The organism is Mesorhizobium sp. M4B.F.Ca.ET.143.01.1.1 (assembly GCF_004792275.1).
In the GTDB taxonomy this organism is placed as follows: domain Bacteria; phylum Pseudomonadota; class Alphaproteobacteria; order Rhizobiales; family Rhizobiaceae; genus Mesorhizobium; species Mesorhizobium abyssinicae.
Window position 1 is genome coordinate 162,294 of the sequence record NZ_SRSR01000003.1, and the last position, 21,976, is coordinate 184,269.

Consider the following 21,976-nt stretch of genomic DNA (forward strand, 5'->3'; position numbering starts at 1 on the left):
CCACCAAGCGCTTCTCAAGCGTCCTTCGCGCCGCGCCCTCGGGCCGCCGCTCGCGCCACTCTGCCACAGGCGCGAGCATTAGAGTACCGAAATCAAGGCCGGTACGCCGGCCGGCCGGCTTTGTCATCGATGAGGCGGGGAGCGGAAAAAACATCTCAGAATCCCTTCGGGCAACTGAACGCGCCAAGCGCAGGAAGGAACAGCGGGTTGGGATCGGAATTGCTCTGGATCGTATAAGCCACGTCGCGTCCGCCGATCACGAAGCGCGCTTCCAGACTGCCTTCGCCACCGCTGACGGATGCCTTGTCCATGAGCCGTTTCAGCGCCCACGGGCCGTCGAACTTGATGGCGGATTCCCGGCCCGGCATTTCCGGCGCAAGGCTCAGGCTGGCGGAGCCGGAGGCAGCGCCGCTCGGCCAGCTCAGCGTGCTCGGCGCGTTGCCTGTCTGGCTGCTTTGAACGGTCTGGCCATCGACATCGAGCACCGCGCTGTCGGCATCGCCATGCAACGAAAAGGGCGTGAAGGTGATGCTGACCAAAGGCACCGAACCACCGGACGGAAAGAAGGCGGCGCGGATTTCCGCCGCCGACTGGAAGGTCTTCAACGTCGCTTTCGAGAGATCGCGCCCGAAACGCTGGTCCTGCTTCCAGTTCCAGTCCTGGCCCGTCATGTCGATCATGGATGCGAGATTTCGCGCGAAGAAGCGGTCCATCAAGCCGCCGGGGGAGAACAGCTTGGCGAAGTCCGCCATCGCAATGTCCTGCGTGCTGCCGGCGGCGAAAGGATAGCGGCCGTTGACCATCTCCTCGCAGGGGCGCGTCACCGTCTGGTCGAGCAACTGGTTCAGATTCGCCACCGAGGTTTCGGCGACGTTGCCCTCGAACTCGTCGGCCGCCGCATTGACCATGCGGGCAAGCTGCTTGGGCAGGCGCGAGACGTTGGCGCGCAGCGTCGAGACCTGCAACTGAAGGTTCGTGCTGACGCGCTCGGTCTCGGAGGGAACGTCCGCCGCCAGCTTCAGGCTCTGATAGATGTCGCGAAAGTTCTGGGTCAACGCGTCGATCGGGCGGCGTCCAGCGGGACCGCCCACCAGGGCCTGGAACGACCTGAACTGCGCCTCGACGTTGGCGCCGGGGCCCTGCGCGCTCGCAGTGCCCGCGCCGGCACGGCTTTGTGATTTGCCGATCGCCATCTGGATGCCGATGCGGGCAAGGCCCCTGGCGATGGCCGCGGCGTCCGGCTGCCCGGCCGTGGCTGCCTCGGTGTTTGCGACCTGGCTTTGCCGGGTCAGGGCGGTTTCATCGGCAATCGCGCTGAACAGCTGATCGATCGGCGAGTTCTGCGAAGCCGCGGCGGAAAGCGCGATGTATTGCGGCTTGTCCTTCAGCATCGCCTTGAAGCGCAGCTGATCGAGAACGCCGTTCCACGCAGCGGCGAATTCCTTGGCATAGCGATCGAGAAGCTCGGGGCCGAGCTTGAGCAATTCCTGATCGATGCCGCCCTGCTCGCCGCCGCCGCCCAGGACCCATCGGTCGTCGACAAGCATCTGCGCGATGCGCGAAAGTTGCAGCAGATAGAAATCGTTGAAGCCGGCATGGGTGTAGAGGCCGGGAATGCGAAGTCCAGAGAGATCGCTGCCGTCGGCGCGCTCGAACAGCAGCGGCGCTTCCGGCCCTGCCTTGGCCGAGACGGAAAAATCGGTCAGGGCCGCCGCGTAGACCGCCGACTTGATCAGGGCCGTGGCGCGATCGGCGAGGCTCATGCGTCCGAGCGAGCGCTGGGCGGCTTCGATAAGCGGCTGGTTGAGCTCGAAGACCGGATCATAGGCGTCGTCCAGCGCAAGCATGGCGCGCAGGTGCTTTTCGAGCTGGGCCCGTCCTTCGCGGTTGTTTTCGCCGGGATAGCGGTTCTGCTCCCAGTCCTGCCTCATCCAGGAAACGACCAGCTCGTCGTCGACCTTCGGCGCCTTGCCGCCGAGCATCAGATAGATCTTCAGCGGCTCATAGAGTGCCGCCGGATCGGCCATCCTGGCCTGGATCGTGCGCTCGGCCTGCAGCAGCAGGCGCGAGCGGAAGCTTCGTTCCAGTGCTTGCCGGTAGGCCGTTTTGGACGCTGAAAGAAGCCGTTCCCGCTGGCCGAGGCCGAACGTCTCCTCGATAGGCGTCGGCGTGTCGCCGGTCTCGAATCCGGCTGGCAGGTTGCGTAGCTGGTCGAGCGGACCAATCACGTTCTCGAGGTCGACGTCGGCGACCTCGGTGCTGTTGAGCAGCGGTTCCGCCGCCTGGCGGTATTGGCTCATCGCCTGCGTCGTTGCGGCGAGCAGCGATCGGTTGGCGGTAAAGCTGAGCGCAAACGCGCCGAGGGCGACGGCGGCGGCCAAGGCAATTGCGCCGATGCCGCCATATCTGGCGATCGCCGCGCGCCTTTCGGCCGACCTGTCATACGAAACCCAGCCGGCTTCGGCGAAAATGACGCTGGCCAGAAGATCGTGGAGAAAGAAGCTCTTGCCGGTCCCGGAAAGATGGGGCTGGGCGCTGCTGCCGAAACTGCGCCCGATGGCGCCGAGCACCTGGTCGATCGGCGTTCCTTCCTGCGTGCCCGAGGAAAAATAGAGGCCGCGCAGGCTGACATTGACCTCGCTGCGGGAGGGGTCGAACAGGCTGCCGATGAAGCCGGCAATCCGGTTCCGCAAGGCGCCGAACTGCGCCGGAAAGCCGAAGATGGAAATGCGCGCGACCGGATCCGCCTCTTCCTGCAGCCGGTCGGCCACCTCGTCCGACAGGCGCGCCGCCAGGGCATCGAATTCGGCCGGCGCCTCGCCGGTCATATTCTTGTTGCGGTCGGTGGTCTGGAAGGTCGCGCCCCACACTTGGCGCCTGCGCGCCTCGTCGAAGCCGCCGAAGTAATCCATGAAACCGGCGACGAGGTCGGCCTTGGTGAAAAGCAGGTAGACCGGAAACTGGATCCTGAGCGTTTCATGGGTTTCGCGCAGGCGGCTGCGTATCTCGGTGACATGGGCATCAAGCTGCCGGTCGTCGAGGCTCATGAGATCGGCCAGGCTGACAGCCAGGATGACGCCGTTGATCGGCTGCCTGGCGCGATATTTCTTGAGCAGCGACAGGAAGGCGAGCCAGCTCTTGTTGTCGCGCGCCTTGTCGGAATCCTGCGTCGTGTAGCGTCCGGCGGTGTCGATCAGCACGGCCTCGTCGGTGAACCACCAGTCGCAGGACCGGGTGCCGCCAATGCCGGCCACCGGCTGCGCCGTGCCGGAACCGGCAAGCGGAAACTTCAGGCCCGAATTGACCAGCGCCGTGGTTTTGCCGGCGCCGGGCGGACCGATGACTATGTACCAGGGGATGTCGTAGAGAAAATTGTGCTTGCCGCTCGAGCGTTTGAGCGTCGCGATGGCCTCGCTCATGCGGGCCTCGAGCACCTGCGAATCGTCATTGCCGGCGTCGTTGCGCACGATTGCGGCTTCAAGCGCCTTTTGCGCCTTTCGCCTTTGCCAGAACCGGATCGTGTAGAAGAGCACGGCCGCGGCCACGGCCAGGCCGATGATCGCGGCGCGCAGCCACACCGGGCCCAGCGGGCGGCTATCGGCATAGCGGATCAACGGCCCGGCAAACCAGACGGCTGCCGCGAAACCGGCCAAGGCAAGGGCGTTGAGTATGCGCAGCAGCCATTGCGTCATGGGCGCTTCCGGCGGGCCGCGCTCATAATGTCTCCTCCTTGGGGATCATCACATCGACGCGGCGGTTGGTGGCGCGGCCTTCCGGCGTCGCATTGTCGGCGATCGGCTCGTCCTCGCCCTTGCCGTCGGCAGTGATCCGCGACGGGTCTTTGAACCTGGGCGCCATCAGCGCCTCGACGGCCTTGGCGCGGGCGACGGAGAGGTCGAAATTGGACTTGAACGTGCTCGATTTGCGTGGCTTTGCGTTGTCCGTGTGACCGACGATCCTGATCGGTCCCGGCTCGGCGTCGAGCGCCCCGGCGATGTCGGCGGCAACGGACTGGAACTCCGGTTTCAGCTCGGCCTTGCCGGGTTCGAACATCAGGACGTTGTTTATCTCGACGACGATGAAGCTGCCTTGCGTGCCCACCGCCAGCCCGCCGCGCACCAGATCCTTCGCCAGCGCTGCGCGGATGCGGTTGATCTGGGTGAGCGCGACGGGCGTTGGAGGAGGAGGAGCCACTTTCGCCGGTTCGGCCAGCGGCGCCACGCCGGCGCGCTCGATGGTGACCGGCGTCGACGGATTGAGCGCCAGCAGCTCTCCGGCCGTCGCATCGCCCTCATCGGTGATGAGAACGCGCAGCACGAAAAACGCCGCCGTCACCAGCGTCGCCGCGGCGGCCGCCACGGCCCACAATGGCAGCCGGGCCGACGGCTGCGCCATGACGGCCGCCATGCCTTGCCAGCGCGGCGAGATGTCTTGCGAGGCAGGCGGCTGGAAGTAGCGGAGCGTGTCGAAGACGTCGCGCCGGATACGCTCGAGATTGTCGCCCTGGCGCGCCAGGCCGCGGTATTGTCCTTCAAACCCCAGCGACAGGCAGCCATGCATCAATTCGAGCAGGTCGTAATGCGCTTCCGGCGCGGCGAGCAGCTTGTTCAGCGCTTCATAGAAACCCGCGCCAGCGGACTTGATGTGAAAGAACCGCGACAGCATGGCATGTCCTGCCCAGCCGTCTCCCTCGGGCCAGGGCAGGTTGCCGACAAGATCATCGGCGGTTTCGCAAAGCGCAAACTTCGCGATCCGTGCGTCCTCTTCGGCGATGCCTGACTTCTGCAGCGTCCGGTCGAACTTTTCGATCGCCTCGGCGATATGCCCGGCGAGCGGCTCGGCATGTCTTTCGACGGGGATGAGCCTGAGCTGGCTGAACAGCAGCAGCAAAGGCGCGGCGGCGGCGAGGATCGGGTTTGCCGTGGGGTAGGTGATGCTGCCGGCGGCCTCGAGCAGGACGTCCTGCTGCGGCCCCGACGAGGACGCGGTCTCCAAGGGGCCGGCATTGGACGCCGCCCCTTGATAGATCACGGTTCCGGATGCCCAGCCCGGCGGCATGTGCTGTCCGCCCTGCGGATCGAAAACCGTCGAATCCCGCACGGGCATGGACTGCCCGCCATCGGCGGATGCCGGAGGCGACGGCGCCGGCTTTTGCCTGCGTCGCGGATTGGCGCGAATGACGGTCTTGCCGGCGGGGCCGAAGGGATCGTCCTTCGAGCTCATTGCTGGCCTTCCGTTCCCGCATGGCGGCCGTGCCGGCGCGCAAGACCATGCATGGGCAGAAGCAAAGAATGCGTGCCCTGCTGGCGCGGGGAGTGTCCGGTGGAAGCTAGGCTACAGAACGCGATCCCGCCGTAACATGACATTTGCCGCAGACCCCTGGGTCATTCAGCCGTAACCGCCTGGCGAACTGTCGTATGTGATCGTAATCTCAGAAGCCGCCGATTGGAACCATATGCGCGGAATGGCGCGGATTATTCTTAACGGCGGCGGTGCAGAAATCCGGCTCTAGCGCCGGATTTTACACGCTATTTTTGCTTGTCGGCCTTGGCATAGGCTTCGGCGAAATAGGCCAGGAATATGTCCAGCATGCCGTTTTCGTGGGCTTCCTCCATGGTTCGCCAGGTGGCCACGAAAGCATCCCAGGCCTGGCTCTTCTTCGAGCTGAACGACGTGGGCGGAAGCTTCTTGCCGATCGCCTCGGGCGACAGGTCGTCAAGCAGCCGGGAGAGCGCCGCCTGCATGGCCGCATAGGTGGCCAATTCGTGCGTCTTGAGATCGCGGAAGGCGTCTTCGACACTGTGCCTGGCGTCAAGATAGCCGGCCCTGCGCCGCGCGAACATGATTTCCATGATGTCGTCGGTTCCGGGCACGAATTTGAGCGGATTGTTGTCGGCCGCGCTGATCATCGTGCGGTGGGTGCTCTTGGCCAGGATCTTGGCGGCCGCGCGGGCCTTCAGCAGCAAGGCCAGTTGCTCGACCGTCGTCCGCAGCACCGCGCCGATTTCGGCGGCGACTTCATGCGGGTCGCGCGATTGAAGCAGGTCCGGCGAGATACCGGCAGCCCGCGCGATATCCCTGAGGATCTCGTCCGCGCCGGGGTGCTGCGCGGCCGAAGGCGGCGGGGCGGCCTGCCGCAATGAGGACGTCGAGGCCGGCGCCTGACGCTGGTCGCGCGGGCTGAAGAACGGCTCGTTGCTGAATTCCTGCGGCCGGCCCGTCGGGGCCGGCATTTCGCGTTGCGTCGAACCGGATCGCGAATGAGGGTGCCCGGTCGCGCCGCGCTCGTCGTCGAGAGACACGAAGATGACGTAGCGGCCGATCAGCAGCCGGTCGCCGTGCCCGAGGCGATGCGGCGCGGCCAGGCGCTTGCTCGATCCGTTGATGAAGGTGCCGTTGCGCGAGACATCGTGCAGCCAGAACGCTCCCGCCTCATACCGCACCTCGCAATGCCGGCCGGAAATGAATTTGTCCGGGTCGGGCAAGGTCCAGTCGCAATTTTCGCGCCCGATTTCAAAGCTGCGGTCCCGCGATCCGTAGCCGAGGGGGAGACCTGCGGGCACGGCCTCGACATTGTTGATCTGCAGACTGATGAACATATGAATTGGCCGCGGACCGCTGATCTATTTCGCCATTCTAGCAGTTTGCGAGGACAACACGACAGCAGCCTTTCACAACTGCCTCCGGCGCAAGCTTTGCCCGCCCGTCGTTCCTTTTGGCCGGTGGGAAAACATATGGTAGGCTGAACGAAGCCTAGTGTGGCAATCCGGGAAGTCCCCGAACGTGATGCGGTTAACATAGGGGCAACTTCAAATCCATCACACTGGCGGCCGCGTCCTGGAGGGGCACGACCTATGCCGAACGAACGTGCCACGGTTGTGCAGACGCCGTTAGGCGCCGAATTGTTGACCTTCACCCATCTTGTCGGACGCGATGAGATCAGCCGTTGCTTCGCCCATACGATCGGGTTCGTCAGCACCAACCACGATGTCGATCCGCTGAAGATGCTGGGCGGCTCCGTCTCGATCGAGGGTGAGACCGATCCGAAGCGCTGGTTCAGCGGCCTCGTCTCCGAGTTCAGGCTCACCCGCATCGAGGACCGGCTGGCCTACTATGAAGCGGTCATCAGGCCGTGGCTCTGGTTTCTCGGCAACACCACCGATTGCCGTATCTTCCAGAACATGACCGCGGTCGAGATCATCGAGAAGATATTCTCGAAATACGGCATCGCGAAATTCGAGAAGCGGCTGCAGGGGTCCTATCCGCAGCGCGAATACTGCGTGCAGTACGACGAGAGCGACCTGGATTTCGTGCAGCGGCTGATGGAGCACGAAGGCATCTTCTATTTCTTCGAATATGACGAGGGCAAGCACACGCTCATTCTGTGCGATGCGATGAGCAAGCTGAAGCCGGCTCCGGGCTACGACAAGGTGCTTTACAATTTCGAGGGGCAGGCCTCGCGGCGCGATGTCGAATACATCACCGAATGGATTCCAGGCAGTTCGGTGCGGCCCGGCGCCTACGCCCACACCGACTATGATTTCGAGAAGCCCGGCGCGGATTTGATGGCGAAATCGGCGCAGCCCTTCGGCCACAAGGAGGCCGCTGGCGAAAACTACCGCCAGCCCGGAGCGCATCTGGATGTCGGGCGCGGCGACAAGATTGCGGGGATAAGGCGCGAGGAACTTCAGGCGGTGCATCAGCGCGGCACCGCGGTGGGCACCGTGCGCGGGCTGTTTGCCGGCTGCAAGTTCAAGCTGGAGAGTTTTCCGCGCGACGACCAGAACCAGGACTATCTGGTGCTCAGCGCCGAGTACCGGCTGTTCGATCCGGGCTACCGGACCCAGAACGAGGGGCATAGCGAGAATTTCAGGATCGTGCTGGGCCTCGCGCCTACCAAATTGCCTTATCGCCCGCCGCGCATCACGCCGCGGCCGATCATGCGCGGGCCGCAGACGGCGACCGTGGTCGGCCCTTCCGGCGAAGAGATCTTCACCGACAAATATGCAAGGGTGAAGGTGCAATTCCACTGGGATCGCCTGGGCAAGAAGGACGAGAACAGCTCGTGCTTCGTGCGCGTCTCGCAGACCTGGGCCGGCAGCGGCTGGGGCTTCATCCAGATCCCGCGCATCGGCCAGGAGGTCATCATCGACTTCATCGAGGGCGATCCGGACCTGCCGATCATCACCGGCCGGGTCTACAACGCCTCGCAGATGCCGCCCTACGGGCTGCCGGGCAACGCGACGCAATCGGGCTGGAAATCGAACTCGTCCAAGGGCGGCGGCGGCTACAACGAGCTGATGTTCGAGGACAAGGCCGGTTCCGAGCTGGTCAATTTCCAGGCGCAGAAGGATCACAACCTGCTGATCAAGCACGACCGCACGAAGCTGGTCCAGCATGACCAGTCCGACCGCATCGACCATGACGCCAAGCATTCCGTCGGCCACAACCTCGACGAGGACGTCGGCAACAACAAGACGGCCAAGATCGGCGTCGACCAGACGACGAACATCGGCAGCAACGACACCGAGACGGTGGGCGCCAACCGCTCGCTCACGGTGGGATCGGACGAGACGATCGGCATCGGCTCGAACTCGACCGAAACGATCGGCGCCAATCACACGCAGACCGTGGCGATAGTCCAGACCATCACCGTCGGCGCGGCGCGCATCGACACCGTCGGGGCCGCTGAGACCAGGACCGTTGGCGCGGTGCAGACCAACACTATCGGCGCTTCGCGCTCGGTCACGGTCGGCGCAGCGCAGAGCCACGACATAGGGGCGGCCGACAGCTGGAACATTGCGGCAGCTCAGACCGTCAATGTCGGCGCTGATCAGAGCTTCACCGTCGGTGGCGCTCAGTCATCGCAGATCGGCAAAGCCAGATCGGCAAAAATTGGCGCCGATGACGCGACCGAGATCGATGGCGGGCACATGCTCAAGGTCGGCAAGGGCAGCGGCATCGATGTCGCGGAAGACAGTTCGATCAAGGTCGGCAAAAACCTGGTGATAGAGGCGGGCGACTCGATCACGCTCAAATGCGGGTCGGCCTCGATCATCCTGAAAAAGGATGGCACCATCGTTGCCGACGGCAAGGATATTTCGCTCCTGGGCAGTGGCAAGATCACCCTCAAGGCCGATGGCGACGTCGTCGTCAAGGGAAGCACGATCAACAACAATTGAGGACGTCACCATGGAAGTGCTGGAGCGTATCGACGGCGTCGTGATCGGCCTGCTGATCGGTTTCGAAGGCGGGGCGCCACTCGTCGTTTTTGTCGGCAATCCGCGCGAGACCGCGATTGCCGCGCGCAGCCTCACGGAACTGGACGCCTCGGCCATCGGGTCCGAACTGGCCCTGCTCTTCGAGGGCGGCGACCCGATGCGACCACTGGTGGTCGGTCGCATTGTCGATCCCGCCCGCCCCGGAAGAAGCCTCGAAGTCGTCCGTGACGGCCAGCACATCGTCATCAACGGTGACGAGCGTATAGAACTGCGCTGCGGCCTGGCATCGATCATCTTGGAGAAGAATGGCCGCGTCACCATTCGTGGCACCCAGTTGACCAGCCAGGCCAGCGGCACCAATCGCATTCGCGGCGGGGCCGTGCATCTCAACTGAGGCATGCCGATGCATCGCATCGCGACCATCCCGGCCATTGTGGACCAGCATGCCGAGGACGCAGCATTTCTCTGGCTGCGTCGCCGCCAGGAGATCGATGGTCCAATTCTGGACGAGACCGATATAGGCCGCATTGACCAGCGTCTCGAAGCCAACCTGGAAGGACTGATGGCTGCCGGCAACGCCGGCTGGGTTTCTGCCCACGCGCTCTTTGCCGACTACGCCAAACCGGGTGAACTCTTCGTACTCGGCACTCTGGCGATGCGTTGGGGCGATGCTAAGCTGGTAGGCTCCGCGATCGACGCCAGCGCAAGCCTGGGTGAAGCCGGTATATCGAGCCTGTCAGGTGCGATCGCGCGCACGCCGCGCGAAAACCTTCGGCCGTTCGTGGCGCAGTGGCTGGACACCCGCGATGCGCGGCTTCGCTGCCTAGGGCTGTCTGCGCTGTGGCATAATCGTGTCGATCCGGGCGAGCGCCTGCATCATCTGGTCAGCCATTCCGACGCGGGCGTCCGTTGGCGCGCCGTACGGCTCGCCGGCGCGCTGAAGCGGCGCGACCTCCTTCCGGCAGTCTTGACTGGCCTCGATGGCGAGACCGCGAAAGAACGTCTTGCGGCCGCCTTCGCTGCTTGCCTGCTTGGCGAGGCCCGATCCGCGCATCCGGTGGTCGACAAGATCCTGCTGACGGAGGCGGACCTTGCGGGGGCGGCAATGGAGTTGCGCCTAATGACGACACCGCTGAAGGCCGGCAAGGCCTGGCTGCAGTCGCGTCTCGAACAGCCCATCTCGCGCATCGCGGCCACGGCATCGGTCGGCCTGTTTGGCGACCGTGCGGTCATGCCATGGCTGATCGAGAAGATGCGCGATCCAGAACTGGCGTCCGCTGCAGGTGCGGCGCTTCGTGATCTCTTCGAGGTGGATTTTGGCGACACAGGTCTTTTCGCTGCCGATCCTGCTGTACTTGGCAAGGAGTTTGCCCATCTCGACGGCAGCTCGCTGCCGGCGGCCGATCGCGTTGCAGCGTGGTGGGATGAAGGGCGCGGCGGACGCGATCACCGTCCGTTCAGGTCCATGCGACGGATACGGCTCGAGGCCTTGCGTACGGCAATCGCTACACCCTCCGCGTCGCTGGCGGATTGGCGCTGCACACGCCGATTTCCTGCATGGATGTAATTTCGAAAGCATCGAACTCAAGCGGCAACCTGTGAACGGCTCCAACTTTATCGCTTGGTCATGCGGGCCATAACCGCAGCCGCCCGCAATCCATTCTCGGAGGAGAGTTCGCAGGCAACCGTGGGGCCCGGCGCGTAGTCGTTGAGAAAACTGTCGGCCGCAAGCATCAGCGCGAGCGCTCCGCCGGCAGCGCCGATATCACCGATAGTCATGGCTGGATAGGCGGTCGGCAGCCTTTCGCGGCGTGTGCGGTAGAAACGCGGTCGCGCTATCAACTGCTCCAGGCCGCTGTAACGCTCGCCATTGCTGTTGCTGACGACGAAATCGATGTCGGACTCGGACGGACCGGATCCCCTGACTGCGTCATGCAGGGCGGCGAGCAAGGCTCGGCCTTGGCTGTAACGATCCGACAGAACGCTATCCTTTTCCTCCGACACACCGACGCCGTGGATGGTGGCGTGGACAGGTGATCCCCCTTCGGGATTGAGGGTCAGCCGGACGAAGGCTGCGGCCTCCCCCGGAACAAGGCCCTGCGCGTTGTCTTCTCCCTTGAGGCGCCCGGCCTGTTCCAGTCGGGCCAGATCCGTATCGTTGACGAGACTATCCACGCCACCGAGCAGAACCTGCTCGACACCTTGCCGCTCCATGATTTCCCGGGCACGTTCGAGCAGGCCGATGCTTGCGGCCGCGCCGCCGTCGACAGCGCGCGAAGCCGCATGAAAACGCTGTCCGGTAGCCTTGATCACCGCAGCCAGGAACTCCGGCGGCGCAATATCCTCATAGGCTGGGTGCTTGCGAAAGCTTTCGGGCGGCGTGAGCAGGATAGCGGTTGCTTCCGAGGCGCGCGCGCCGGTGCGGAATGCTTCCTTGGCTGCCCGCGCCGCCATGTTGACCAGCCATTTCCCCTGGGTGCGACGTAGCTGATGATGCGTGGGAATCCGCGAGACGATCTGAACAGCGCCGAAAGGTTCAGCCAGGGTCATCTCCTCGAAAGCCGAAAGGCTTGCCCGGATTGCCGCAAGCGTCTGCCTGGCGTCGAGCCCGGCAGCGGTCACCGCGCCACTACCCACGACATAGAGTGGCCGTTTCATGGCTGCCAAACCGGTTGGCCGCGCAGCGTGCCGTCACCGCCGAGCGGATTCAAATAGGCTTTGCGCTTGCGCACTGCGCTGAGGAGAACCGGCGAGACATGACCGAAAACGATCTCGCGCAGGGCAGGGGCGTTGCGTTTCGTTATCAGCGCAAGGCGTGCCTTCAGCGATACGCGCCACAGATCAGGCTCGATGATGACGGTATCGGCGTGGAAAGCGTGTTCCTCGACACGGTCGTCATATACCAGTCGTATCGGAGCCACGATGCGAGGCAGCCGGAAGTCCCACCGTCCGGTCGCGGTGAGGCCAATCAGCGATACGGTCTCGCGGCCGCTAAATTGCGGCAAGTGCTGGTCGGGCGCGGTACAGAGATTATATCGCAGGTCGAAATCCGCCGGCGGCAAGGGCCATTGCGTGTCGATCCATGCCTGGTCGTATGTTCCGGCATAGCCGATGCGTGGCTGCCAGCCGCGACCCAGCGCGCCAAATCCGGCAGGCTTCGGGCGGTCGGAAGGGCTGAGGAAAGGTTCTCCCGGATAGGTGATATTGGGGGCCTGCGTCTTGACCGCCGGGTCGGCCGACCGGGCCTGATGAAACCCGACACCGACCGGATTGCGCAGTTCCATCTTCCCATCCGGCGTGGTGCCGCCATAGGCGCGTTCGTAAACGATCGGCATGGCTCTGAACGGATGCGGCGCGCTGTAGCTGCCGGCTTCGTAGACGCGGTCGCCGACGACGTTCAGCACTTTACGAACGCTGCCGATACTCAGGCCGACCTGCATCTCGCGGATCGGCTTGCCGTTCGGCGCATGGGCTGTGCCGTTGACGATAACTTCGGCCAAGGGCTTCTTCGGCACGATATCGGCCTCGTAGCGGTTGGAGGACAGGGTCGGATCGCCGAAAGGCACATCGCCGAAAGTCACGGGCAGCTGCTCGTCCGCGGGCTTCAGTTCGGCATTTTGACCCGGCGCTTCGAAGCTCGCGGAAAACATCGCCAGCAATACCTCCTGGCCGTCGGCACTCATCTGCACGTGGGTGGCAGCGGCGAAAGGTGTACGGTTTTCGAGCCAGACGTCAAAGGCCATGGTTCAGCACCACTCTCCCTTCTCATCGATCCCGACCGGCCAGTAGGGCATACACGCGATCAGCCTGACGAGATCCGTCTCGCCTGCCTCGATCAGCCATTTGAGGAGCAGTTTTTCGGGTGGAACCGCCTTGCCGCTTCCGACCAATCTGTTGATGCGGTCGCATTCCATCCAGTAGCCACGAACGGCCCAGACCACATGAGGGTTGGATGCGGGACCCGCGAGGCGCTCGTCGAAGGCCTCGGCGATCGCCTTTTTCTGGCTGAGGCCAAGGTCTTTCTGGGTCTCGATCGTATCTTCCCACCAGGCTTCGGCGATGTCATAGGCGAGCTTCAGATCGTTGACATAGTCGGCAAACGCCTGGCGGTGTTCCGGCGAAGCCTGTTCCAATGGAATGTCGGCGAAAGGTACAGCCTGAGCGCGCACGTCACCCGGCTGCGTCAGCAGTCTCTCTATTCCGTCCTCGGTGCTGTAAAGTGTGATCAGTGCCATGTCACACAGGGTCCTCATCCGGGGTCAGACCGACCGGCACGTAGCAGATGCCGTCGACAAGCTCGTAAATATCGGGCGCCAGCTCTTCTATGTCGTAGATCAACAGCTCCGCGTGGTCGCCAATGTCGGCCCCCTCGTCGTCGTCGTCCTCGCCCCACATATCCTCGGTAACATCGTCATCGTCGTCCTCATTTTCCTCCCCTTCATCCAGGATCGCCTCGTCGTTTAGCGCCTCGATTTCAAAGTAGTATTTTCGGAAGACGGCAAGCGTGCGCGGATGGCCTGAAATGCCAGTTGGCCATCTGGTGAGCATGGTTTGCTCGCCCCTCAGGGCACACATATGTTTCCACCAGGCGCGAAGTTCGGGTGCGATGGCGCGCAACTCTGCCACGTAGCGGGTCTGAACGTCGTCGAGTGCAGCCATTTGGTTTTCCCCTATGCGAAGTGTGATGCGTTCATGCGCTTGGAAAACGCCCTGGCTTTTGAGCCTTGGCTTCGCTGGTGGCTGGTGCAGTGCGGCTTGACGGTTTCCGGTTTCGAGAAGTGCTTCTTGAACGCCGCCGCGCCCATGTGGCATCCGCCCATTTTCCAAGCGACCACCAGCGGCGGCTGGTGGTCGTGGATCATATAGTGCCCCTTGGTTTTCTGCTTGTTGATCTTGGCCTCTAGCCTGGCGATCCTGGTTTGCAGCTTGGCGCCGTTCGCCAGCCGCTTTTTCATGTTTGCCAGGTCGCGCTGGCATTCCCAGCAGACCTTCCCGTTTACCTTCTTGGCTTGTTTCGACTTCCGGCTCGGGCGGTGCTTGCGGCCATTGTATTTGCGCGCGCACTTCCTCAAGCGGTCTCCCTTTGGGAGACTCTTGAAGAAATTCACCAGCGCCGAACTGTCGATGCAGTTGGGCGGGTCACTCATCTCGTTCTGGCCCATGGGGTCGCCATGGCGATCGACGCCCTTGCCCTCCACCTTCACCGTGAACGACCAAAGCTTGAACGCGCCCTTGCCCTTGATCTTGTGGGTTACGACGCCGGCGCCAAGACCCTGTGTGGCCGGCTCGTCGCCGGTGCTGGTAGCGATTTCCGAAGAGCTCTCCAGCGCGGTCGGATTGCCCTGTATCTTTACGCTCTTGCTGCCCTTGGTGAGATCGCTTGCCGACAGCATGTTGACATACGGAACCGGCACCGGGACTCCGGGTGGAGTAGGCGGTGACAGGCAGACGTCGCCAGGCGCGATGCCCTTCCCATTGCTACCCTGGTGAAAGAAGCCCATGCCATCGGCGTAAACGCTGTTGCCCATGATCAGCGTGCCCCGACTTCAGTCCGCGCCGCGCGCATGGCCGGCAGGGCGTTGGCCGCGAGATCGTGGATGTCGGCGAATCTGAACTCCCTCACCTCCCAATCGTCACTCCAGAACGCGATCCCGCGCGTGTCGTCACCTGCGATAGGTGCCTCCAATTCCTGAAGATAGTCTTCCAGCCGTGTGTGCGAGAAATGTTCGTCCACACAGCGCTGGAGCAGTTCAGCCAGCGTATCGAACCACTTGTTGGCAGGATCCGGCGGCGGGCCTAGCCGCACGATCGCGAAGGGATAACGGCGGCCAACGCGGTCCTCGCTCATGCGCCAGACACCGGCGCAGGACTGGTCCCCAAAAATCCCGGCCCGGACAACAAAGCGCCAGACGCGCTGGTCAAGCTCACCCTCATCGGGCCGGGCACGCAGCTCCATCGACATCCAGCGATCCCAGCGGTCGATGAAAGTCCGCGGCAGGTTTGCGGAGACGAAATCTCCGGTCCCCGGAATCTTGCCGAAAAAACCGGTGTTCATATCTGCGGCGGACATGTGAACTTCTTGAACATTTCGAGGTTGTAGGGGTTCTCGACGCTTGCCGCCTTGAGCTCGAAATCGGCGTACATGCCCTTGGTGCCGAGGCGCAGGCTGTAGACGTCGGCCAGCGAGGTGCCGGTGAAGCGGCCGGCGCGCAGCATCCTCAGCCACGCCCAGCTGCCGGTCTCGTTGAGCATGATTTCGGGCGAGCCGTCGACCGGCTGGAAGGCGAGCGAGATCACGCCGGTGCCGTCCTTGCCGGGCCACGTCATCGGTTGCGGCCGCGTCGCGTTGTTGAAATAGACGAGGTTCTGGCCGTCGAGATTGAGCGTCACGCGCGTGACATTGGGCGACAGGTCCTTCGGCTCCAGCGTGAAGCTCATCACCGGTCCCGTCCCGCCGGGAAAGAGATCGTCGCGTATGTGCCTGGCCTGTTCGAACGCCGCCAGCGCCGCAGGGTCGAGGCCGAAGTCGGCACGCCATTTCCAGGGCTGGCTGGCGGTGTCGACATAGCTGATCAAATGGTCGTTGATGAAAGCGTCGATCATGCCGGCCGGTCCGAACAGGCGGGCGAAGTCGCGGACATTGACGTCGACCGCGCTCTCGGGGCTAAACGGATAGCGGTCGTTGAGCGCCGCCTGGCAGAACGGCAGGATGTCGGCGCGCCAGATGGCGTTGAGCTCGTTGGTGACGGCCTTCTGCGTCAGGCCGCTGGTGTCGCCGGCGATGCCGCCGAGCCAGTCGTCGATCGGGTCGGGCAGGATCTGCGCCTGCCTGGCGACGGCGCCGGTGAGCTCGGCCAGGCCGCCCTGTTTCTTGATGGCGTCCTGCGGGTCGGGATTGGCGGTCACCGTCTGCAGCACGTTGGAAAGCGCCGTCAGCGCCACCACCGCAGCGTCGAGCGCCGGAGGCTGGCCGTCGACCTCGGCGATCGCGCCCTTCAGCGGCTTGAAGTGTTCGGCCACCAGGCTGCCGGTCAGGTCCACCTTGTCGGCAGAACCGGCGCGCGGCAGCAGCTTTGCCCCGGTCTTGACGACCTTGCCCAGCTTGCCGAGCTTGCCGAGCAGTTTCGAGCCGCCCTTCGCGGCCGCCTTGTCGTCGGCCGGGGCTTCGTCGGACCGGGTAAGGTCGGTCTCCTGAACCACCGCGGTCAAAAGGCGCTTCAGCGCGGAATCGGCGCTTGAAAGGTCCTTGAGGTTCTCGCTGGCGACATTGAGGTCGGCCAACGGCGCGAGCCGCATATCGCGCAGGAAGCTGTCCCATTGCGCGATGTAGTCGTCGTAGTAGAGCTTCAGTATGTCCTCGGACAGCGCCGAGACGGAGGTTTCGGAATTCTCCGAGCAGCCGCCGGCGAACACTGCCCGATCGAGTGCCGCCTGGGCGGCCACGTCCTCGACCCGGTCGAGAACGGCATCGTGGAAGCCGGCATAGGTGAAGGCGCCCGGAACGCCGACGCGCAACGTCTTGTCGGAGCGCCGTGCGAACACCTTGGCGCCGTTCGGCCCGGCGAAATTGGCCGGGATCCATTCCTTCACCCCCGCCACTTCCGGATCGGCCAGCAACTGCTTGTAGGCGCGCGCCGGCAGCGAGATCGTGCACACCGTCTTCAGTGCCTCGGCGACCAGTTCCTTGTCGGGCGCGATGTAGTTGTCGTCGACCGCCATGCGACGGATCGCGGCCAACTGGTGCTCTTCCGCGTCCGGGCTCGGGAAAGGCGGCGAGGGCGCGAATTCGGGCAGGCTGTTGACCCACCAGCCCTGCGCGAAGTCGGTGTCCATCTGCGACAGGCCGGTCATCATGCGATAGGTCTTCAGCGCGCCCAGCATGAAGTCCGGATCGCGGATCTGCCGCCACATGGTCGCCTCGAGCAGCGCGACCATGTGGGGTTCCAGGACGTTGCGCAGCGCATGATCGTAGGTGTCGGCCTGCGCGCGCACCAATTCCGCCGAGGCCGAGGGCCCGAGCAGGTCATGCGGCGCGTCCGGCGGCGCGGTGCGGGCATTCGCGACCTCGTCCATCGCGGCCAGCGCGCCGTCGATGGCCGGCTGCTCCACCGATGCCGGGGCGGCGGTGACGGCGGTCAGCGGCTCCTGCAGCGCCTCGAACTGGCCAGCCTGCGCGGTGATAGCGGTGCGGTTATCGTAGTAGGACCAGGAGAACAGGCCGGCGGCCAGCAACGCCGCTGCCGCGCAGGCGGTGGCGGCGCCGCGCCAGATCCAGGCGCGGCGGCGCTGCGCCAGCGGGTCGAACGTGCCGAGGCCGGCTTCCTTGAAGATCACCTCGGTCAGCAGATTCCGCAGGAAGAAGCTGCGCTTCTCGACCCTTGGCGCGGGCATGGCGCGGCGCGGCGGAAGACCGAACGATGAAGACAACGCCGCGGTCAGCCGGTCGATGGGCGCGCCTTCCTGCGTCGCCGACGTCAGGTAAAGGCCGCGCAGCCAGGCGGCTTCCTCGTAGCGGCTTTCGCCGAACATCGCCTCGATCAGCACCTGGATCGGTTCGGAAAGGCTCGCGAGCTGGGCCGGGAAGCGGAAAATCTCGGCGCGCGTGGCGAGCTTGTCTTCGTCCTCAAGACGCGGCACCAGGCGCCGCTCGAGTTCGGTCGCCAGCGTGGCGATTTCCTTCTCGATGGTCTTGGCGTCGACGCGGGCGTCGAGCGCGAAGGTCGTCCCCCACACCTGCTCGCGCGCGGTGGTCGACAGGCCGCCGAAGAAGGCCTCGAAGCCCTTGATCAGATCGGCCTTGGTCAGCATCAGGTAGACAGGGAGGCGGATTTCGAGCCGGTCGTTGAGCTCGGCCAGCCGGCGGCGGATCTTGCGGCCGTGCGCCTTGATGGCTTCGTCGCCTTCCGAGAGCGCGTCGATCGAGAGCGCGACGATGACGCCATTCAGCGCGCGGCGGCCGCGGTGCTTCTTGAGCAGGTCGAGAAAACCCAGCCACTCGGTTGCGTCGACATCCGGCTGGCTTTCCTGCTGGACGTAGCGGCCGGCGGTGTCAATCAGCACCGCGTTTTCGGAAAAGAACCAGTCGCAGTTGCGCGTGCCGCCGACACCTTGCAGGTCGTCGGTGAGGTCGATCGGAAAGTTCAGGCCGGACTGGCGCAGCGCCGTGGTCTTGCCGGTCGCCGGCGGCCCGACGATCACATACCAGGGCATTTCGCGCAGGAATTTGCGGCCGCCGAGCTTGCGGCGCCTCAGCTCGGCCATCACATCGGCGAACTTGGCGCCGACGGCGGCGACGCTTTCCTCGCCGGGGGTGAGCTGCTTCTCCGCCGCCGGCGCCGCGATCTCGGCGACGAACATGCGGTTGGCGCGGATCGCGCGGCGCTGGGCGATGATCAGCCAGATCAGCCACAGGATGATCAGGCCGGCTATCATGCCGATGCGCACATTGTCGGAATCGAAGGGCGAATAGGGACCGACCTGGACGATCGGGCCGAAGATCCAGATGACCAGCGAAAGCAGCGCGATGCCGATCAGCGTCCAAAGGAAGCGCGATGTGAGCACAGCCCAGAGGAAGCGCAGGATGAACATCTCAGAGCCTCTTCTCGACCAGGACCTCGACGCGCCGGTTGAGCGCGCGGCCCTCGCGTGTCGAGTTGTCGGCCACCGGGTCGGTCTCAGCGCGCCCTTCGGAATGGATACGCTCCTGCGGCACGCCGGCCCGCACCAGGAGGTCGGCTATGGTCTCGGCCCGCGCTTCCGAGAGCCGCTGGTTGGTCGACAGCGGGTTGGATCGTTGCAGGCGCACGTTGTCGGTGTGGCCGACGACGGTGATGTTTCCGATCAGCTCCTGGTTGGCGAGGATGACCTTGGCGATGGATTCGACCAGTGGCTCGAAGCCTGGCGTCAGTGTCGGTCGCGACGACTGGAACAATTCGGGGTTGGAGGCCTGGATGACCAGCTTGGCCAGCGACACGCTCTCGGTGCCGCTGAGCGCCCCCCTGAGGTCGTCCGGCGCTTCGGCCTTGAATTCCGGCAGCAGCGCGAAATCGACTGGCTCCGGCTCGGGCGGCGCAGGCGCGTCAACCTTCGGCGCGGCGCGGGTGATATCGGCACGCGCAGGCGGCGGCAGCGCCCGGACCAGCGCCGAGAGCTCGACGGCCTGGCTGCTCAGACCCATCGAGAGCCCGATATGGACCACAGTGGCGATCACTGCGGCGGCGAGCGCCATCACCCAGATCGGCACGATGAAGCGCTGCGGCTCGTCCGAGGCGATCACGCCTTTCCAATGTGGCGACAGCGGCGCGCCCTCGGCGTCGGCATCGCGCAGGAAGCGCGCCGCCGCCACGCGAACGGCATTGAGCGAGCGGTCGCCGGAGCGGCCGGGCACCCGGTATTTGCCGCGGAAGCCAAGCGCCAGGCACTGGTACTGCAGTTCCAATAGCTCGCGGTCCCGGTTCGGGTGGCGCTCCAGCTCGTCGAGGCGCGTGAAGAACTGGGTGCCGGCATCGACGTCGCCGCGCAGCATGACCACCAGCGGCTGGCGCGGCCACGCGCTGGCGCCGCCCCAGGGCGTGTTGAGCGCGAGGTCGTCGAGAAGCGCCGCCACCACCCAGGCCGCCTGATCGGCGCGCTCCAGAGACGATCCCGACGTCATGGCGGCATCGCGCGCCCGAACCAGCTCTTCGAGCAGACGCGTGCGCAACGTTTCAGGGTTCTCCGGCGCCAGCGCGCTTTCGAGCTCGGGCGCGAATTCGAGCAGCGGCGCAAAGGCGTTGATGAGCGCATTGGGATGGGTGCGCGAGCGCTTGATAGGCACACCCGTCAGCATCGGCGCCGTCGGCCGCGGCATCTGGGCGCCGGTCAGCCTGATGCGCGTGCGTTCGCGATCCTCCGACAGTCCGAAGGGATCATCCCGGCTCATGATCTCACCTGTTCACCGAATAGCAGTCCACCTGCGGCTCGCTTGGCAAGACACCCGAGACGCCGATGACGAAGCCGGGGGCGTCGAGCAGCGAGGCCCAATGCTCGCTCTTCTGATCGAGCTCGAGACACAGCCGGTCGCCGTCGTAGGGGATTTCGCGCGGCTGCGAATGGAGCGGCTTCAGCGGGATGCCGGGCAGGCGCGATTTCCACAGGCCCTCGAACTGGTCGGCCGCGCCGACCGTCGCCTGATTGACGAAGATCTTGCGCAGCGCATCTTCCGACAGTTCGGAGCCGACCCGGATGACGATGCGGCTCGCCACCAGCAGCTTCGGATTGTCGATGCGGATCTTCCAGACATTGGTCGAATGCCGCATGACGGGCAGGGCGCGCGATTTGGGCTCGATGTAGCGCAGGCTCAGGATAAGCGAGCGCAAGGCATCGGCCAGCGCCGAATAGGCGGGCCCGGGGGCCATGTGGTCATAGGCCGGCAATTCGCCCAGCCGTCGCGAGCTGGAGCCGTAGGTCGCCATCTCGCCGGCGAGGCCGGCAAGCTCCAGGTAGAGCTCGGCCGGGTGGAAGACGTCCTGCGCCAGCATGTGCGCCAGCCGCGGCCGTGCCGCATTGGCAAGGTGGAGCATCAACAGGTCCTCCACGCTGCGCCCGGGCCCGCCCATCACCATCTTGCCATGCGCCTCGGCGATCTGGTCGAGGCCGGTGACGACTTCCAGAAGCAATTGCCGGTACCAGGCCACCGCGCCCGTGATCAGGGTCGGCGGCAGGAACGCCTCATCCAGCGAGACGCCGCCATCGGCGCGCACGCCTTTGACATCGGCGACGGGCAGGGCGGTGTAGCCGCCGACCGATTTGCCCGGCGCCAAGAGCACTGCCTGCGGCCGGGCAATCTCGATCTCCTCCGGGTCCGATCCTCCGTGCACCGCGTCGCGGACCGAGACGATCCGCCCATGATAGCGCGCGCCCGTGGATGCGGCGTGCGCCGGATCGAAGCCGACGCCGCCGGGCGGTTCGAGCGGCAGCGCGACCAGCACCGCTCCAGCGCCGGTGTCGGCGGTGACCGGCAAGGGTCGTGGCGCGTCCATCATCTCGGGAATGGAAAAGGGCGTGCCATCCGGGAAGATGCCGCGCGCCGACACGATGGAGATCTGGCCGGCGTCGAGCAGGGACTGGTCGAGCGTCAGCTGCTGGAAGCCGAACGTGTGGAGCTGCCCGGCCTGCAAGGCGCCGCGCACGGTCGCCTCGAAGAACCGGTCCTGCTGCTGGAAGTGCTGGGTCCTGAGAAACAGGCCCTCGGACCACAGCACCCTGTTTGCATCGCTCATGCCGTTACTCTCCGCACGGAGCCACTTCCTGTCCGGCCGCTAGGCGGAGATGCCACCGCTGCCGAGCGTCACGTTGATGGTGAATTTCGAGCCCGGCGAGACCGACTTGGTCGTGCGCCAGTTCCTCCCGCCAGGCTCGCGGATCAGCGCGACGAAGCCGAGCGCCGTCGCGTTCGGTTCGACCGTGATGGTCTTGGCCGCGGTCTTTCCCGGCGCGACCGAGACCGTGTCGGACCCGATGAGGTCGGCCCCGAGCGCGGACCCAGCATCGCCCTGCAGCGCGAAATAGTCGGCCGAATTGAACTTGCCGGTGCTGCTCAGCCGCATCACCAGGACAGTCACCGGCCGGTCACCGCCGCCCGGCCCCGGATTCATGCCGGCGCCGCCGCTCACATTGACCGTGATCACGGATGGTTTCGGCGGACCGCTCTGGCAGGCTGAAACCAGCCCGGTGGCGCCAAGGGCAATGATGAATTCGCGTCGATCGATCATGTC

General features: G+C 64.8%; 16 protein-coding genes. 3 read left to right on the forward strand and 13 right to left on the reverse strand.

Annotated elements, in window-relative coordinates; genetic code table 11:
* Positions 1–155: 155 nt before the first annotated feature.
* The 3 genes from tssM (EN786_RS08230) to tagH form a co-directional block, all read right to left on the reverse strand.
* Positions 156–3,692 (reverse strand): type VI secretion system membrane subunit TssM, encoded by a 3,537-nt coding sequence (gene tssM / locus EN786_RS08230; RefSeq protein ID WP_127308967.1) that lies wholly within the window; start codon positions 3,690–3,692, stop codon positions 156–158.
* 22 nt (positions 3,693–3,714) lie between these two features.
* Positions 3,715–5,223, reverse strand: a complete 1,509-nt coding sequence (gene tssL, locus EN786_RS08235; RefSeq protein WP_127308966.1) for a type VI secretion system protein TssL, long form — start codon at positions 5,221–5,223, stop codon at positions 3,715–3,717.
* A 305-nt stretch (positions 5,224–5,528) separates the two neighbouring features.
* Entirely contained in the window at positions 5,529–6,599 is a 1,071-nt protein-coding gene (gene tagH / locus EN786_RS08240) for a type VI secretion system-associated FHA domain protein TagH (protein ID WP_127308965.1), read from the reverse strand.
* 255 nt (positions 6,600–6,854) lie between these two features.
* Between tagH and tssI the strand changes: the two genes are divergently transcribed.
* Genes tssI through EN786_RS08255 form a run of 3 tightly spaced genes read left to right on the forward strand, consistent with a single transcriptional unit; the run spans position 6,855 to position 10,788 of the window.
* Positions 6,855–9,182 (forward strand): type VI secretion system tip protein TssI/VgrG, encoded by a 2,328-nt coding sequence (tssI, locus tag EN786_RS08245; protein ID WP_127308964.1) that lies wholly within the window; start codon positions 6,855–6,857, stop codon positions 9,180–9,182.
* A gap of 10 nt (positions 9,183–9,192) precedes the next feature.
* On the forward strand, positions 9,193–9,615 hold the full coding sequence (locus EN786_RS08250; RefSeq protein ID WP_127285315.1) for a DUF6484 domain-containing protein: 423 nt from the start codon (positions 9,193–9,195) through the stop codon (positions 9,613–9,615).
* Positions 9,616–9,624: 9 nt separating this feature from the next.
* Positions 9,625–10,788 carry a hypothetical protein gene (locus EN786_RS08255; RefSeq protein ID WP_127285314.1) on the forward strand — a complete coding sequence of 388 codons (1,164 nt, stop codon included), beginning with the start codon at positions 9,625–9,627 and terminating at the stop codon, positions 10,786–10,788.
* Positions 10,789–10,835: 47 nt separating this feature from the next.
* Here EN786_RS08255 and EN786_RS08260 read toward each other — a convergent pair whose 3' ends face one another.
* From EN786_RS08260 to tssJ, 10 genes are read right to left on the reverse strand one after another with little or no spacing between them, the layout of a single operon-like run.
* Complete coding sequence (locus tag EN786_RS08260; RefSeq protein WP_210238897.1) at positions 10,836–11,879, reverse strand: hypothetical protein; 1,044 nt, start codon at positions 11,877–11,879, stop codon at positions 10,836–10,838.
* The gene (locus tag EN786_RS08265) at positions 11,876–12,964 is read right to left on the reverse strand and encodes a DUF2169 domain-containing protein (RefSeq protein ID WP_127285312.1); all 1,089 of its coding nucleotides are present in this window, start codon (positions 12,962–12,964) and stop codon (positions 11,876–11,878) included. The genes EN786_RS08260 and EN786_RS08265 overlap by 4 nt, the downstream gene beginning before the upstream one ends.
* Before the next feature lie 3 nt (positions 12,965–12,967).
* Positions 12,968–13,456, reverse strand: coding sequence for a hypothetical protein (locus tag EN786_RS08270; RefSeq protein ID WP_127285311.1), 489 nt, complete (start codon positions 13,454–13,456; stop codon positions 12,968–12,970).
* Position 13,457: 1 nt separating this feature from the next.
* Positions 13,458–13,880: a hypothetical protein gene (locus tag EN786_RS08275; protein ID WP_127285310.1), complete on the reverse strand. Its 423-nt coding sequence runs from the start codon at positions 13,878–13,880 to the stop codon at positions 13,458–13,460.
* An 11-nt stretch (positions 13,881–13,891) separates the two neighbouring features.
* Positions 13,892–14,749 (reverse strand): DUF4150 domain-containing protein, encoded by an 858-nt coding sequence (locus tag EN786_RS08280; protein WP_127285309.1) that lies wholly within the window; start codon positions 14,747–14,749, stop codon positions 13,892–13,894.
* Positions 14,750–14,751: 2 nt separating this feature from the next.
* A complete protein-coding gene (tagF, locus tag EN786_RS08285; RefSeq protein ID WP_127285308.1) occupies positions 14,752–15,291 on the reverse strand; it encodes a type VI secretion system-associated protein TagF in 540 nt (179 codons plus the stop codon).
* Entirely contained in the window at positions 15,273–18,809 is a 3,537-nt protein-coding gene (gene tssM, locus EN786_RS08290) for a type VI secretion system membrane subunit TssM (protein ID WP_127285307.1), read from the reverse strand. Before tssM (EN786_RS08290) ends, tagF begins: the two co-directional genes overlap by 19 nt.
* 1 nt (position 18,810) lies before the next feature.
* Positions 18,811–20,142 carry a type VI secretion system protein TssL, long form gene (tssL, locus tag EN786_RS08295; protein WP_127308962.1) on the reverse strand — a complete coding sequence of 444 codons (1,332 nt, stop codon included), beginning with the start codon at positions 20,140–20,142 and terminating at the stop codon, positions 18,811–18,813.
* Between the two features lie 4 nt (positions 20,143–20,146).
* Positions 20,147–21,481, reverse strand: a complete 1,335-nt coding sequence (gene tssK, locus EN786_RS08300; protein WP_127308961.1) for a type VI secretion system baseplate subunit TssK — start codon at positions 21,479–21,481, stop codon at positions 20,147–20,149.
* Positions 21,482–21,520: 39 nt separating this feature from the next.
* Positions 21,521–21,973 (reverse strand): type VI secretion system lipoprotein TssJ, encoded by a 453-nt coding sequence (gene tssJ, locus EN786_RS08305; protein WP_127308960.1) that lies wholly within the window; start codon positions 21,971–21,973, stop codon positions 21,521–21,523.
* Positions 21,974–21,976: the final 3 nt, after the last annotated feature.